Below are 12,869 nucleotides of genomic sequence, written 5' to 3'. Positions count from 1 at the left end.
CCGGGGTCCGGAAGAGCGGTCCGGACCCACACATCCGGCCAACAGCCCCGTGGGGACGGGGGTGCGGCGGACGGCAGCGTTTGTCCGGTCAGCTGGGGAGCTGACCGGGCATCGCGCTTTCCGGGGTCCTGCGCTTCTCCCACCGGGCCTACGTGGAGCGCCGGGCGGACCGGTCCAGCGGGGCCCTCCGGTCCGGTCCCCGAACCGGCCGGCTCCTCGGGCGGGCTCCCGCGTTACGCTCACGGCGGGACCGGTGCCACAGCCGGACCGACCGCCGCGGGGGAACCGTTGACCACCACCACCCAGACCTCAGTCGTCCATGACCTGGGCGCTCTCGCGCACCGCCTCTCCCATCCCGCCAGGACGCCCTGCGTGTGCGCGCCCCCGCAGGTCCTCGCGGACCGGCCCGACGGCACGGTGGTCCGCAGCGGCGCGATCGTGGCGAAGGCCCACGCCGCCGACACCGACCGCGAGGAACTGGCGGCCCGGCTCGCCCTGGCCGCCGCCCCGCAGCTCACCGGCATCCTGCTCCCCCCGCTCACCGCCCCCGAGCGGTCCGGCGCCCCGCTCCCGCCGCCCACCGCCCCCGAGCGGTCCGGCACCCCGCTCCCACCGCTCACCGCCCCCGAGCCTCCCGGCGACCGCCGGCACCCGGGGGTCTCCGGGCACCTCACGTCCAGCCCGCGGCCGGTCACGCTCTGGCCGCTCGGCGCACCCGTCGACCCCACCGACCCCGACGCGGCCCCCTGGGCCGAGGCCGCCGCGCTGCTCGCCCGCCTCCACCGGACGGAGCCCCCGCTCCCGCTCCCGCCGATGCGCGGGCCGCTCAAGGCGGCACGGGCCGTCGCCCGGATGTCCGCCGCGCTTCCCGGCGAGGCGGCGGTCCTGCCGGTGCTGGCGGGCTGGCGCGCCCTGCCCGCCTGGGCCAGGGGCGAGGCGCAGGCGCCCGCGCGGCGGGCCGGCTTCCTGTGCCACGGGGATCTGCACCTCGGTCAGCTCGTACGCCATCCCGCGCCGGACGGGCCCTGGCTTCTCATCGACGTGGACGACGCGGGGACCGGCGACCCGGCGTGGGACCTCGCCCGGCCCGCCGCCTGGTACGCGGCCGGGCTCCTGGCCCCCGAGGACTGGTCCGCCTTCCTGGACGCCTACCGGTCCGCCGGGGGACCGGCGGTGCCCGCCGACGGGGACCCCTGGCCCGAACTGGACGTCCCGGCCCGCGCGCTGACGGTGCAGACGGCGGCCCTCGCCCTGGCCAAGTGCGCTGCGGAGCGACGGGAGCCGGACGAGCTCGAACAGCTGATGGTCGAATCCTGTGCCCGAATCGCTACGGTGCCGCCCGAGTTGGCTCCCGACCCCGCGTCGTAGGGTGAACGGACCGTGGCCGGGCAGACATTCCGGCGACGGCACAACGAGGGCGAGGAGCCGAGCCGATGATGCAGTGCCCGAAGTGTCACGCGCAGATGAACACGTACAACCGCAACGGCGTTCAGATCGAGCAGTGCAGCGGTTGCCGGGGGATATTCCTCGACTACGGCGAGCTGGAGTCGCTGACCCGCCTGGAGTCCCAGTGGTCCCAGCAGGCTCCGCCCGCGCCCCCGGCCCCGCAGGCCTACCCGGCCGCTCCCGCCCCGGGGGCCTACCCGCCGGCCGCCCATGCCCCCGCCTGGGGCGCGCCGCAGCACGGTGGGCACTACGGCCACCACCGCCAGAAGGGCTTCGGCCGGATGCTGTTCTCGTCCTGAGCTTCCCTGAGCGCTCTCCGCGACCCGACGGCCCCCGCGCCGCCGGGTCGCGGAGGCCGCTGACCGTACGTACGACGAGAGAACCCCCGGTCGTGGAGACGACCGGGGGTTCTCGGTGGTGCGCGATACTGGGATTGAACCAGTGACCTCTTCCGTGTCAGGGAAGCGCTCTCCCGCTGAGCTAATCGCGCAGGGTGACCCTGCGTGTGCTGCGTGCGCGATACTGGGATTGAACCAGTGACCTCTTCCGTGTCAGGGAAGCGCTCTCCCGCTGAGCTAATCGCGCGGGGATCCTTGCGGACCAGTGGACGATACTGGGATTGAACCAGTGACCTCTTCCGTGTCAGGGAAGCGCTCTCCCGCTGAGCTAATCGTCCATGGAGGTGGAGACGGGATTTGAACCCGTGTAGACGGCTTTGCAGGCCGTTGCCTCGCCTCTCGGCCACTCCACCAGGGGTAGGGGCCCGGGAAGAATCCCCCACCTTCTGCGAGCGGACGACCAGGTTCGAACTGGCGACCTCAACCTTGGCAAGGTTGCGCTCTACCAACTGAGCTACGTCCGCTTGTCATTCCCGGTTCGCTTACGCGTCCCGGCGACGTGTTGAACTCTAGCGGATTCCTGGGCCAGTACAAAAACGCGTTTGTGCAGCGTGCTGCGGTGACCTTGCCCCGACGCAGGTCACCGCACACCGTCCTAGACTCATTCGCGTGTCCGACCTCGCCCCCTTGGTCCGCTTCGACGGCCTCATAGCCTCCGGTCTGCAGGATGTGACCCACGATCCCGCGGCTCTTGACTCGTCCGGTTTCTGGGCGGTATCCGCCGATTTCGAAGGTCGCATCGTCTGCGCCCGTTTCTCCGACGTGCGCAAGGAGGCGGTCCCCCCTCCCGTGCCCGGAGCCTGGCGCGGGCCCGCCGCCGGGGACTGGACGTCCTCGCTGGACCGTGACGCCTACACGGCGGGCGTACGGCGGATCCGTGAACACATCGCGGCGGGCGACGTCTACCAGGCCAACCTCTGCCGGGTGCTGTCCGCGCCGCTCCCCGGCGGCGGGGCCGCGGCCGACGTCGACGCCCTGACCTCCCTGCTCGCCCGCGGCAACCCCGCCCCGTACGCGGGAACGATCCGGCTGCCCGGCCACGGTGTGGAGATCGCCACCGCGTCTCCGGAACTCTTCCTCCGGCGCGACGGGCGGACCGTGGAGTCCGGGCCGATCAAGGGCACCGGGCGGACCGAGGACGATCTCCTGGCGAAGGACCACGCCGAGAACGTGATGATCGTGGACCTGGTCCGCAACGACCTGGGCCGGGTCTGCGCCACCGGAAGCGTGAGCGTGCCCGATCTCTGCGTGGTGGAGAAGCACCCCGGTCTCGTCCACCTCGTCTCCACCGTGCGGGGCCGGCTGGCCGACGGAGCGGGCTGGCCGGAGCTGTTCGCCGCGGCCTTCCCGCCCGGCTCGGTCACCGGGGCGCCGAAGTCCAGCGCGCTGCGGATCATCGCCGAGCTGGAGCGGGCCCCGCGCGGGCCGTACTGCGGTGCGGTCGGCTGGGTCGACGCCGACCGGGGCACGGCCTCGCTCGCCGTCGGCATACGGACGTTCTGGATCGACCGGACCGGGCCCGCGCCGCTGCTGCGGTTCGGCACCGGAGCCGGGATCACCTGGGGATCCGACCCGGAACGCGAATGGGACGAGACCGAACTCAAGGCCTCCCGGCTGCTCGCTGTAGCGTCGGGCGCATACGAGGAGACAGGAAGGACCGCACTATGAGGATCTGGGTCAACGGCGGACTGCGGAACGCCGAGGACGCCCGGCTGTCGGTGCTCGACCACGGGCTGACCGTGGGCGACGGCATCTTCGAGACGGTGCGTACGAGCGAGGGGCGCCCCTTCGCCCTGACCCGGCACCTCGACCGTCTCACCCGGTCCGCCCGGGGCCTGGGTCTGCCCGACCCGGACCTCGACGAGGTCCGCCGGGCCGCCGCCGCGGTCATCGACGCCAATCCCGTCCCCCTGGGACGCCTGCGGATCACCTACACCGGCGGGCTGTCCCCGCTCGGCTCGGACCGGGGCACCGACGGGCCGAGCCTCGTCGTCGCCCTCGACGGGGTGAGCCGCCGCCCGGACAGCACGGCCGTGATCACCGTCCCCTGGACGCGCAACGAACGCGGCGCGCTCGCGGGCCTGAAGACCACCTCGTACGCCGAGAACGTCGTCGCCCTGGCACGGGCGCGGGAGCGCGGCGCGTCCGAGGCGCTGTTCCCGAACACGGCCGACCGCCTCTGCGAGGGCACCGGATCCAACGTGTTCGTCGTCCTGGGCGGCCGCATCCACACCCCGCCGGTGGCCTCCGGCTGCCTCGCCGGGATCACCCGCGCGCTGGCCGTGGAGTGGACCGGCGCCGAGGAGACCGACCTGCCGATGGACGTTCTCGCCGAGGCCGACGAGGTCTTCCTGACCTCGACGCTCCGCGACATCCAGGCGGTGCACCGCGTCGACGACCACGAGCCGGCCGCGGAGATCGGACCGGTGACGGCGAAGGCCATGCGGATCTTCGCCGAGCGGGCCGGCGACGACCTCGACCCGTGAGCGGCCCGGCGACGCCGAAAAGCGCGTGACGGGGCGTCGCGCAGGGGATACAAACCCTTGATGACCACGACACTCCGGCCGTCCGGGCCGCTTCAGCAAGGCCCCGACGGCGCACGGGCCCGCCACTACGACGTGTGCGACAACGGGCGGCCCGTCGGCGCCGTCGCGATCAGCACCGACGACGCGTTCGGCCCGACCGCCGGAGTGCTGGGCTCCCTCAGCGTGGAGGAGGACCGGCGGAGGCGCGGCCGGGGCACCATCGCCGCGCTCGCCGCCGAGGAGGTGCTGCGGGGGTGGGGATGCACCCGGGTACGGGTGGAGGTCCCCGCCGACAACGACCCCGCCAGGCGGCTCGCGGCCGCCCTCGGCTACACCGAGCGCAGCCGCAACATGATCAAGGACCTCGGCCCGGACCCCGTCCCGCTCCCCCCGGGCCTCACCTCGCGCGCGATGGGCGAGGAGGAGTTCGCCGCCTGGCGACAGGACGCGGTGCGGACGTACGCGGGGGACTGGGCCGAGCGCGGCGTGCCGCCCGAGCAGGCCCGGCTCAAGTCCGAGGCCGACCACGCCGCCCTCCTTCCGGACGGACTGGCGACCGCGGGGACGCGCCTGCAGGTGCTGGTGCACGAGGGCGAGGTCGTCGGCCATGTGTGGGTGGCCCTGCGGGAGGTGCCGCCGGGCGGTCGGGCCGGATTCGTCTTCGACATCGAGGTGCGCGAGGAACACCGGGGCCGGGGCCACGGCCGGGCCCTGATGCTGCTCGCCGAGGACATCACCCGCGACTGGGGCGCGGACCGGCTCGGCCTGCACGTCTTCGCCTCGAACACCCCGGCCCTGCGGCTGTACGAGTCCCTCGGCTTCACGACGACGCGGTACAACCTGGCCAAGGCGTTGTAGCGGCCTCCCGGCCGTTGCCGGTCCCGGCCCCTACCGGTCCCGCGCGGCCAGGGTCCGGTCGACGATCGCCTCGATCCGCTCGCGCAGCCCGTCCTGGCTCTTGCCGCCGTCCAGCCGCTCGTCGCCGATCACATAGGTCGGCGTGCCGGTGACGCCGATCGCATTGGCCTCCGCGTGGTCCGCGTCGACGATCAGCAGATGCCGGCCGTCGATCAGTGCGGTGTCGAACTCCTCGGCGTCCAGGCCCAGTTCGCCTGCCACCTCCAGGAGCAGCGGCTCGCCGGCGCGGCCGAGCTCGGCGGTGCGGGACAGCAGGGCCTCGATGTACGGCCAGCCCTTGCCCTGGTCCGTCGCCTCCTCGGCGGCCTGGGCCGCGGCGTAGGCGTGCCGGTGCTTGTCCAGCGGGAAGTGCCGCAGCCGGATCTCGACGCGGTCCCCGTACCGGGCGCGCAGGGCGTGCACATCGTCGAGGGCTCGGTGGCAGTCGGGGCATTCGAGATCGCACCAGAGGTCGAGGACGACCGGTGCCGCGGGGGTGGAATCGCTCATGCGCCCAGTCTTTCAGGCCGGGCGCGGGGGTCCCAATCGGGAGCCGAGACACCCCCTGGGGAGGAGTCCGGCCCTGAAATGTCCCTGAGGTGGGCCACCGCCGTGGCCCCGGCGGTGGTCGTCGGTGCAGGATGGAAGGGACGTATCCCCTGCGCCTGGAGGCTCCGATGCTTGCCGAGACCATCTGTTCCGCGGTGTCGGCGGCCGGCCTGGGCATCGCCGCGGTGACCGCGTACCGCAAGCGGTTCCTCACGGCGACGAGGATCGCCGCCTACTCCCTCGTCCCGGTCGGGCTCGTGCTGACCGGGGTGGTCGAGTGGGTCGCCGGGATCGCCTTCAAGCCGAGCGTCTGGCTCGGCTTCGGGGTGCTCGGCCTCTCCTGGCTGCTGTTCATGACCACCCGCGCCATCGAGCGCCGCAGCGGCGCCACCCGGGCGGAACGCAAGGCCGCGCGGGCGGCCGGGCGGAACGAGGCGGTCGCGCCGGCGGCTTCCGCCCCCTCGCTCGGCGCGGGCAGTACGGCCGGACCTTCGGCGGCGGCCGCGAAGCCGCAGCCGAAGCCCGGGAAGAAGCAGGAGGCCGCCGCTCCCGGCGAAGACTTCAGCGACATCGAGGCGATCCTCAAGAAGCACGGCATCTGAGACGGCGGCCGGCCCCGCGGGCGCTCGGAGCGCCGGGCGCCGAATGCCTGACGGCGACCCGCACGCCGGAGCGATTACCGATGGCCACGGGACGGTGAACTCCCGAGAGAATGGACCGGGTTGATCGCCAACCCGGTCGCGGGTGCGTCATGATCACCCCGAGATGGTGGACACTTCCCGGGGCGAGGCCCCCGCACCCCCCGACGAAGAGCCCCGCGGCTGTCTCTTCGCGCTCTCCCAGCCGCCCCTGATGATCTTCCTGACCGTGATCGGGGGTCTGCTGCTGATGGCCGCCCTGCATGATCTCTTCGTGCTGTGACGCGTCGCGTCACCGTGCGGGGCGGTGCGACCGTCAGCCCGCGGCTTCCTTGCGCCGGGCCCGGTAGGCCGCGACGTGCAGCCGGTTTCCGCAGGTACGGCTGGAGCAGTAGCGCCGGGAGCGGTTGCGCGACAGGTCGACGAACGCGTGCCCGCAGTCCGGAGCCTCGCAGCGCCGCAGCCGCTCCTGCTCGCCCGCCACGATGATGAAGGCCAGCGCCATGCCGCAGTCGGCCGCGAGATGGTCGGCGATCGAGGCGTCCGGTGCGAAGTAGTGCACGTGCCAGTCGTAGCCGTCGTGGTCGGTGAGCTGCGGGGTGGTCCCGGCCGCCGCGACGAGCCGGTTGACCAGGTCGACGGCGGTGCGCGGATCGGGCGCCGCGAAGACCTCGGCGAAACGGGCCCGTACGTCGCGCACGGCGGTCAGGTCCTTCGCGCCGAGCGTGCCGACTCCGCTTATGTGGTGCCGCTCCCCGAAGGCGTAGAGCGCGGCGATGTCGGCGAGAGCGTCCTCGGGTCCCTCCGCGAGTCCGTCCGTGGGGCCGTCCCCGGGCGGCCGGCTCTCCGGTGCGGTGTTCACCAGATCGACCACCGTGTCGAGGGCGATCCGGGTGTCGTGAGGGATCAGCACGCTTCGCTCCCTGGCCTCCGGCGGGCGGGCGCCTGCCGATGGCGGCTGACTCTACTGGCTCGGTCCCGCCGGTGCCGGGCCCGCCGGAGAGCGGAGCGGGCCCCTCCGGCTCCCCGGAAGGGGTCCGGGCGCACCGGCGCCGTCGTCGCGGTGGATTCCGCGACGACGGCGCCGGTGTCTGCCCTATGCGGTTGTCAGCGCGACGTCATCTCCCCGAGTCGACGGCGTCGAGCGGCTCTCTGTCTGGCTCAGCTCTCGGCCAGGATGTGGGAGAGCTCCGTGTCGAGATCGAAGTGACGATGCTCGGTGCCGGGTGGAACCGCGGCGTCGGTCCTCTTCAGGAACGACTCCAGGGCCCGCGCCGGGGCTTCGAGCAGGGCTTCTCCCTCTGGGGAGCTCAGGGCGATGCATACGACGCCTTGACCGTGACTACGAGATGGCCAGACGCGGACGTCTCCGGTGCCGGTGGGCCGGTGCAGCCCCTCGGCAAGGAGGTCGCGGGCGAATACCCATTCGACCGTCTCCTCCGCTCCGGTGTGGAAGGTGGCGTGCACGGCATAGGGATCGGCCGTGTCATACCGCAGGCCCGCGGGTACAGGCAGTGAGGACTCGCTCGACACAACGAGGCGCAGGTGCAGCTCGCAGCTGACCGTGGTGTTCATAAGCGCCAGGGCCTTTCGCTCAGTGTGCGCTCGGGGATTCGCACGTCGGCGAAATCGACATGCCACCTACGGTGGCGTTGTAAACCCCTCTGACCCATTTGTGATGCTTCGGGTCCCTCGCTCAGCGGCGTGTAACTTTGAGTTATGCGCCCATTCCAGTGACGAAGACGGGTCGGGTAAGTTGAGCTCTATGAACGCGGAGAGTGACGAGCGGAGCGAGGTCGCCGAGCAGGCGGCCCCGGCGTCCGCCACGGGGGAATCGGACCGGGAGGAACGCGAGCTGGGCTCGCGGGCTCCGGGTTTCATCAAGGCATCCAGAACGCTCCACCTGAGCTGGCAGGTCGGCGTCTTCGTCGTCGGGCTCGGCGTCGTGATCGCGGGTGTGCTCATGCTGGTGCTGCCCGGCCCCGGCTGGCTGGTGATCTTCGGCGGCATGGCGATCTGGGCGACCGAGTTCGTCTGGGCCCAGCTGGTGCTGCGCTGGACCAAGCGCAAGGTCACCGAGGCCGCGCAGCGGGCCCTCGATCCCAAGGTCCGGCGGCGCAACATCATCCTCACCGCGGTGGGGCTGGTGATCATGGCGGTGCTGGTCGGGATCTACGTCTGGAAGTTCGGGCTCGCCATGCCGTGGAAGATCAGCGAGTAGCCCGGGGACCGTCCAGGAGCACCGCTGACATGGGGTAATGTTTGCGGTGCGCCCGGGGCGATTAGCTCAGTGGGAGAGCGCTTCGTTCACACCGAAGAGGTCACTGGTTCGAACCCAGTATCGCCCACCCGGACAGAGGGCCCGGGAGACGGATTCCGTCTCCCGGGCCCTCTGCGTTGCCCGGCCCGCTTTCCCCGGCCCGGCAGCCGCCGCCATCGGCGGCGCGCCCCCGGACCGGGCACGGCTCAGCGCATCCGCCCCAGCGCGTCCTTCAGCCGGCGGGCGTCGCGCAGCCGCTGCTCGTACGTCGCTCCCACCACCAGCAACAGCAGCCCGGCCAGGGCCGGCGGCAGCCAGCGGGGGAGCGCCCCGGCGACCTGCACCACGTACGGCGCCAGCTCGTGCAGCCCGTCCAGCGCCAGCACCGCCCCGCCGAGCAGCAGCAGCGCCTGGAGCCGGTAGCGCGCGCCCAGCAGCGTGATCACCAGCGCCGCCACCCCCAGCAGCAGCGGCCGGTGCCAGCCCGGGTCGGTCCAGGCGACCGCCAGGCTCGGCACCAGCGTCGCCGCGAGCCCCGGCCCGTAGGCCGTCCACGACGACGCCTCGGGGTCCTTCCGCCGCCGCAGGAACCCGACCACCAGCGCGGGCACGGTCACCGGCAGCGTGTACGCCTCCGGGAACGACACCTCCGAGGCCGCCAGCCGCACCCAGGTGGCCAGGACGAACAGCGCCGCCGCCAGGTAGCCCGCCACCGGCCGCCGCTCCGGCCGCACCGCCGCGCCCGCCGCCAGCACCCCGCACAACGACAGCACCAGGGCCAGGAACGGCGCGTCCGACACCGCGAGCCCCACGGCGACCAGCGCCCCCAGCGCCCCCGTCAGCTCCACCGGCAACGCCACCGGGTGCCGGCGCAGCCGCGCCCCCGACAGCACCGTCAGCGCGGGCACCACGAGCAGCAGCGGGGCCGCCTCGTGCGGGGCGAGTCCCAGGGACCGGCCCGCGAACCCCGTGAGCACGGTGGCCCAGACCACCGAGGCGACCGCGAACACCGCGCGCGGCACCTCGGACCCGGCCCGCACCGCCGCCCCGGCGAACAGCACCGCCAGCGCGCCGAACACCGCGTACGAGGCCCCCTCGGACGCCAGCGACAGCAGCCCGACGTGCACCGCCCCGGACACCGCCGCCACCAGCGCGGTCACCGGCAGCGCCGCCGACCCGCCCCGGCCGCTGCCCGGACCGCGCACGGCCGTCGCGAGCAGCCCGGCGACCAGCGCCGTCCCCCCGGCCACCGCGACCGCGTAGGGCACGTCCAGCACGGCCCCGGCCAGCAGCAGCGCGCCCCAGCCGAGCGCCAGGGCCCCCGCGCCGGCGGCCCCGCGCAACGCCGCCCCGGAGGGCCTGCGCGCACCGGCGCCGGGAACGGGACCCGCCCAGGCGCCGGTCCACGCACCGGTCCAGGCGGCACCGGGCCGCCCCGACCAGGGCGCCCCGGCCCCGTGCGCCGCGGTCCCGGCCGCTCCCGGCAGCCCCGCACCCGGCGTCCCGGCTGCCTTGCCCGGGGCGTCCGCGCCGGCCGCACCCCGCGCCGGGGCATCGCCCGGCACTCCCGCACCCGGTGCCCCGTCCGGACCCCGCGTCCCCGGCGTCCTCAACGGTCCGGCGACCCGCACCAGCGACGGCCACCACCGGTACGCCACCCCCAGCAGCCCGGCCACCAGGGCGAGCACTACCGGGGCCGCGGCCAGCTCCGACCACGGCAGCGTCGACCCCAGGGCGGACCGGAAGCCCTCCGGCGACCCCGCCCACACGTCCGACAACCGTGTCACCGGGCCCAGCAGCGCCCCCGCCACCGGCGGCAGCGCCCAGACCAGAGCCCCGGCCACCACCGCGCCCGACGCCACCAGCGCCCCGTGCGCCGCGTCCCTCGGCAGCCGTGCCCGTACGACCGCTGTCAGCGCGAGACCGCACAGCAGGTACGCGAGCACCCGCCAGCCGTCCGGGACCGCCGCCGCCGGCACGCCGCCCACCGCGGCCACCGCCGCGAGGCCGGCCACCACACCGCCCGCCTGCGCCGCAGCCTTCGGCGCGCGCCACGCTCCGGCCAGGGCCGCCGCCGCTGCCGCCAGCAGCAGAGCGCCCGGCGCCACCGCCCCGAGCGGCCCGGAGGCCGTCGCGGACATCGTCAGGCCCACCAGCAGGGCCGAGAAGCCCATCACCGCCCCGCCGACGCACGCCGTGATCCGCACCCCGAGGCCCTTGCCCCGCAGGGCGATCGCCCCGTCCAGCACCGCCGTGGCCAGCAGCGCCCACCCGACCACCAGCGCCGGTGCGCCCGCCGCCCACGCCCAGAGGAGCAGCGGCCACTGCGCCAGCACCACGGCGGCCGGCAACGGCAGACGCAGCTTGCCCAGCGCCAGCCCGTACGCCGTCCACAGCGCCGCGAGCACCGCCGACGCGACGGCCGTGAAGCCGAGCCCGTCCGCGTCGGGCGCGGCCACCGCGTGGACCGCGTAGACGTCCAGCAGCGTCAGCACCAGGGCCAGGGCCGCCAGCGCCTCGGCCGTGGCGGCCAGTCCCCGTCGCAGCAGCACCGCCGGGGCGGTCAGCGCCCCCAGGGTCACCGCCGCCAGCACGGCCGACCGGCCGCCGATCCCCATCGAACCCCAGCTCACCAGCGTGAACGCGACGGCCGCGACCGTCAGCAGCAGACCGCCCAGCGTCAGCAGGACGTTCTGCGCACTGCGCGGGGCGGACGGAGGCTTCGGCGCATAGCCCCACGGCTGCGCGGGGGTGGCGGGAGGCGCTCCCCAGCCCGACGGGTTCCAGCCCGGTGCTGCCGCCGGAGCGGGCGGCCGCAGCGCGGCGAGCAGCCAGGTGCGCCGGGTCAGCAGCTGGGCCCTGCGGGCGTCCAGCTCGGCCAGTTCTCGGTCGAGGCGGGCCAGTTCCTCGGCGGGCGGGGGCACGTGTTCCATGTACGGGAGTGTGGCCCCGGCCACCCGGCCCGTACATGCGCTCGGATACTCACTTCCCGGCCGCGACGCCCTGAGTAGAGCTCAGCCGGAAGGAGTTTGAACGAAGCCCGCGGAGCCCTGTATGGTTCAACCCGTTCCCGGGCGATTAGCTCAGTGGGAGAGCGCTTCGTTCACACCGAAGAGGTCACTGGTTCGAACCCAGTATCGCCCACCGGGGAAAGCCGGTCCGCCAGCATCACGCGGACCGGCTTTCGCATGTCCCAGGCCGTCGAACTCCTCACGCCGCCGCGGGCAGTTCCGGGCGCAGCGGCCACGCCGGATCCACCGCCTCCGGCGTCCCGCTCTTGGCGAACCACGCCTCCAGGCCGCGCGCCTGGGCCGCGTGCCAGGTCGCCTGAAGGGTGTGCAGCTCGGCCGGCGACAGCCGCTCCAGCCGGGTCGAGAAGCGCCGGCACACCGCCCGCACCAGCTCCAGCGAGGCGGCCGCGTCGGCCGCCGCGTCATGGGCCCCGTCGAGCACCACCTCGTAACTCGTGCACAGATCCGTGAGCGTACGGCGGCCCTTGCGGTAGCGGTCCAGGTGTTTGTCCAGCACCCGCGGATCCACGACGCGCATCGGCACGCCGTCGAGATATCCGGCCAGCGACGATGCCCGGTGCCGCCTCAGCTCCCGGTCCAGCAGCGTCAGATCGAAGGGAGCGTTCATCACGACCAGCGGCCGGCCCGTCGCACAGCTCTCCGCCAGTGAACGGGCTATCTCGTCCATCACCGGGGCGGGCCAACGCCCGTTGCGCTGAAGGTGATCGTCGGTCAGACCGTGGATCTCGGTCGCCCCGGGCGGGACCGGAACCCCCGGATTGACCAGCCAGCGGGTGACGCGGACGCGACCGCCCGCGGTGTCCTGCGCGACGAGAGCGGCCGAAACGATCCGGTCCTGCTCGACGTCCACGCCTGTCGTCTCCGTGTCAAAAGCGGCCAGTGGCCCCTCGAACCAGTGCATCATCCCCGAACTCCTCGCACCTGCACGGCAGATGGAATGATTCCTCTGCCCGATATCGGTGATACCCGGGCTGTTTGCCTGATACGCCGTTTGCGGGCGGTCCGATGCGGTGACAACACAGTTGAGACGTACGGAAGTTACCTCCGGCGTCCGTCGATCCGCCCAGCCCACGACACCCTGCCGGCAGGCCACCTGCCATCGATCGGCACGCCCGGAAGGCACA

Annotated in this window: 13 protein-coding genes and 7 tRNA genes; 10 read left to right on the top strand and 10 right to left on the bottom strand. The window is 73.6% G+C overall.

The window, feature by feature from the left end; all coding sequences use genetic code 11:
* Positions 1 to 288: 288 nt before the first annotated feature.
* Both ACH4UK_RS24345 and ACH4UK_RS24340 read left to right on the top strand, forming a co-directional pair.
* Positions 289 to 1,368 (top strand): phosphotransferase family protein, encoded by a 1,080-nt coding sequence (locus ACH4UK_RS24345; protein WP_398359498.1) that lies wholly within the window; start codon positions 289 to 291, stop codon positions 1,366 to 1,368.
* Positions 1,369 to 1,433: 65 nt separating this feature from the next.
* Positions 1,434 to 1,745: a zf-TFIIB domain-containing protein gene (locus ACH4UK_RS24340; RefSeq protein ID WP_398359496.1), complete on the top strand. Its 312-nt coding sequence runs from the start codon at positions 1,434 to 1,436 to the stop codon at positions 1,743 to 1,745.
* Positions 1,746 to 1,861: 116 nt separating this feature from the next.
* Here the strand turns inward: ACH4UK_RS24340 and ACH4UK_RS24335 are convergent.
* From ACH4UK_RS24335 to ACH4UK_RS24315, 5 genes are all read right to left on the bottom strand, one after another.
* Positions 1,862 to 1,936, bottom strand: a tRNA-Val gene (locus ACH4UK_RS24335).
* A gap of 23 nt (positions 1,937 to 1,959) precedes the next feature.
* A tRNA-Val gene (locus ACH4UK_RS24330) sits at positions 1,960 to 2,031 on the bottom strand.
* A gap of 19 nt (positions 2,032 to 2,050) precedes the next feature.
* Positions 2,051 to 2,122: transfer RNA gene (locus tag ACH4UK_RS24325), tRNA-Val, on the bottom strand.
* A gap of 1 nt (position 2,123) precedes the next feature.
* Positions 2,124 to 2,197: transfer RNA gene (locus ACH4UK_RS24320), tRNA-Cys, on the bottom strand.
* Positions 2,198 to 2,235: 38 nt separating this feature from the next.
* Positions 2,236 to 2,308 (bottom strand) — tRNA-Gly (locus ACH4UK_RS24315).
* Between the two features lie 145 nt (positions 2,309 to 2,453).
* Between ACH4UK_RS24315 and ACH4UK_RS24310 the strand changes: the two genes are divergently transcribed.
* From ACH4UK_RS24310 to ACH4UK_RS24300, 3 genes are read left to right on the top strand one after another with little or no spacing between them, the layout of a single operon-like run.
* Positions 2,454 to 3,512 carry a chorismate-binding protein gene (locus ACH4UK_RS24310; RefSeq protein ID WP_398359494.1) on the top strand — a complete coding sequence of 353 codons (1,059 nt, stop codon included), beginning with the start codon at positions 2,454 to 2,456 and terminating at the stop codon, positions 3,510 to 3,512.
* Positions 3,509 to 4,330, top strand: coding sequence for an aminotransferase class IV (locus tag ACH4UK_RS24305; protein ID WP_398359492.1), 822 nt, complete (start codon positions 3,509 to 3,511; stop codon positions 4,328 to 4,330). Before ACH4UK_RS24310 ends, ACH4UK_RS24305 begins: the two co-directional genes overlap by 4 nt.
* A gap of 60 nt (positions 4,331 to 4,390) precedes the next feature.
* Complete coding sequence (locus ACH4UK_RS24300) at positions 4,391 to 5,227, top strand: GNAT family N-acetyltransferase (protein WP_398359490.1); 837 nt, start codon at positions 4,391 to 4,393, stop codon at positions 5,225 to 5,227.
* A 30-nt stretch (positions 5,228 to 5,257) separates the two neighbouring features.
* Here ACH4UK_RS24300 and ACH4UK_RS24295 read toward each other — a convergent pair whose 3' ends face one another.
* The gene (locus ACH4UK_RS24295; protein ID WP_398359488.1) at positions 5,258 to 5,776 is read right to left on the bottom strand and encodes a DsbA family protein; all 519 of its coding nucleotides are present in this window, start codon (positions 5,774 to 5,776) and stop codon (positions 5,258 to 5,260) included.
* A 167-nt stretch (positions 5,777 to 5,943) separates the two neighbouring features.
* On the opposite strand from ACH4UK_RS24295, the gene ACH4UK_RS24290 reads away from it, so the two are divergent.
* Both ACH4UK_RS24290 and ACH4UK_RS24285 read left to right on the top strand, forming a co-directional pair.
* Positions 5,944 to 6,417: a hypothetical protein gene (locus ACH4UK_RS24290; protein WP_398359486.1), complete on the top strand. Its 474-nt coding sequence runs from the start codon at positions 5,944 to 5,946 to the stop codon at positions 6,415 to 6,417.
* A 163-nt stretch (positions 6,418 to 6,580) separates the two neighbouring features.
* Positions 6,581 to 6,736 (top strand): hypothetical protein, encoded by a 156-nt coding sequence (locus ACH4UK_RS24285; protein ID WP_398359485.1) that lies wholly within the window; start codon positions 6,581 to 6,583, stop codon positions 6,734 to 6,736.
* 33 nt (positions 6,737 to 6,769) lie between these two features.
* Here the strand turns inward: ACH4UK_RS24285 and ACH4UK_RS24280 are convergent, their stop codons facing one another.
* Together ACH4UK_RS24280 and ACH4UK_RS24275 are read right to left on the bottom strand one after the other, a co-directional pair.
* Positions 6,770 to 7,366 carry a CGNR zinc finger domain-containing protein gene (locus ACH4UK_RS24280; protein WP_398359483.1) on the bottom strand — a complete coding sequence of 199 codons (597 nt, stop codon included), beginning with the start codon at positions 7,364 to 7,366 and terminating at the stop codon, positions 6,770 to 6,772.
* Positions 7,367 to 7,614: 248 nt separating this feature from the next.
* On the bottom strand, positions 7,615 to 8,028 hold the full coding sequence (locus tag ACH4UK_RS24275) for an SsgA family sporulation/cell division regulator (protein WP_003959770.1): 414 nt from the start codon (positions 8,026 to 8,028) through the stop codon (positions 7,615 to 7,617).
* Between the two features lie 190 nt (positions 8,029 to 8,218).
* Here ACH4UK_RS24275 and ACH4UK_RS24270 point away from each other — a divergent pair, with 190 nt between their 5' ends.
* Together ACH4UK_RS24270 and ACH4UK_RS24265 are read left to right on the top strand one after the other, a co-directional pair.
* The gene (locus ACH4UK_RS24270) at positions 8,219 to 8,674 is read left to right on the top strand and encodes a TIGR02611 family protein (RefSeq protein ID WP_398359481.1); all 456 of its coding nucleotides are present in this window, start codon (positions 8,219 to 8,221) and stop codon (positions 8,672 to 8,674) included.
* Between the two features lie 55 nt (positions 8,675 to 8,729).
* Positions 8,730 to 8,801 (top strand) — tRNA-Val (locus ACH4UK_RS24265).
* Between the two features lie 118 nt (positions 8,802 to 8,919).
* On the opposite strand, the gene ACH4UK_RS24260 is transcribed toward ACH4UK_RS24265, so the two are convergent.
* Entirely contained in the window at positions 8,920 to 11,646 is a 2,727-nt protein-coding gene (locus ACH4UK_RS24260; RefSeq protein WP_398359479.1) for an SCO7613 C-terminal domain-containing membrane protein, read from the bottom strand.
* 139 nt (positions 11,647 to 11,785) lie between these two features.
* On the opposite strand from ACH4UK_RS24260, the gene ACH4UK_RS24255 reads away from it, so the two are divergent.
* Positions 11,786 to 11,857: transfer RNA gene (locus ACH4UK_RS24255), tRNA-Val, on the top strand.
* 66 nt (positions 11,858 to 11,923) lie between these two features.
* Here the strand turns inward: ACH4UK_RS24255 and ACH4UK_RS24250 are convergent.
* Positions 11,924 to 12,649: a 3'-5' exonuclease gene (locus ACH4UK_RS24250; RefSeq protein ID WP_398359477.1), complete on the bottom strand. Its 726-nt coding sequence runs from the start codon at positions 12,647 to 12,649 to the stop codon at positions 11,924 to 11,926.
* Positions 12,650 to 12,869 lie beyond the last annotated feature (220 nt).

Source organism: Streptomyces sp. NPDC020884 (assembly GCF_044333935.1).
Lineage (GTDB): Bacteria > Actinomycetota > Actinomycetes > Streptomycetales > Streptomycetaceae > Streptomyces.
This window is presented reverse-complemented; position numbering and strand designations above follow the sequence as displayed.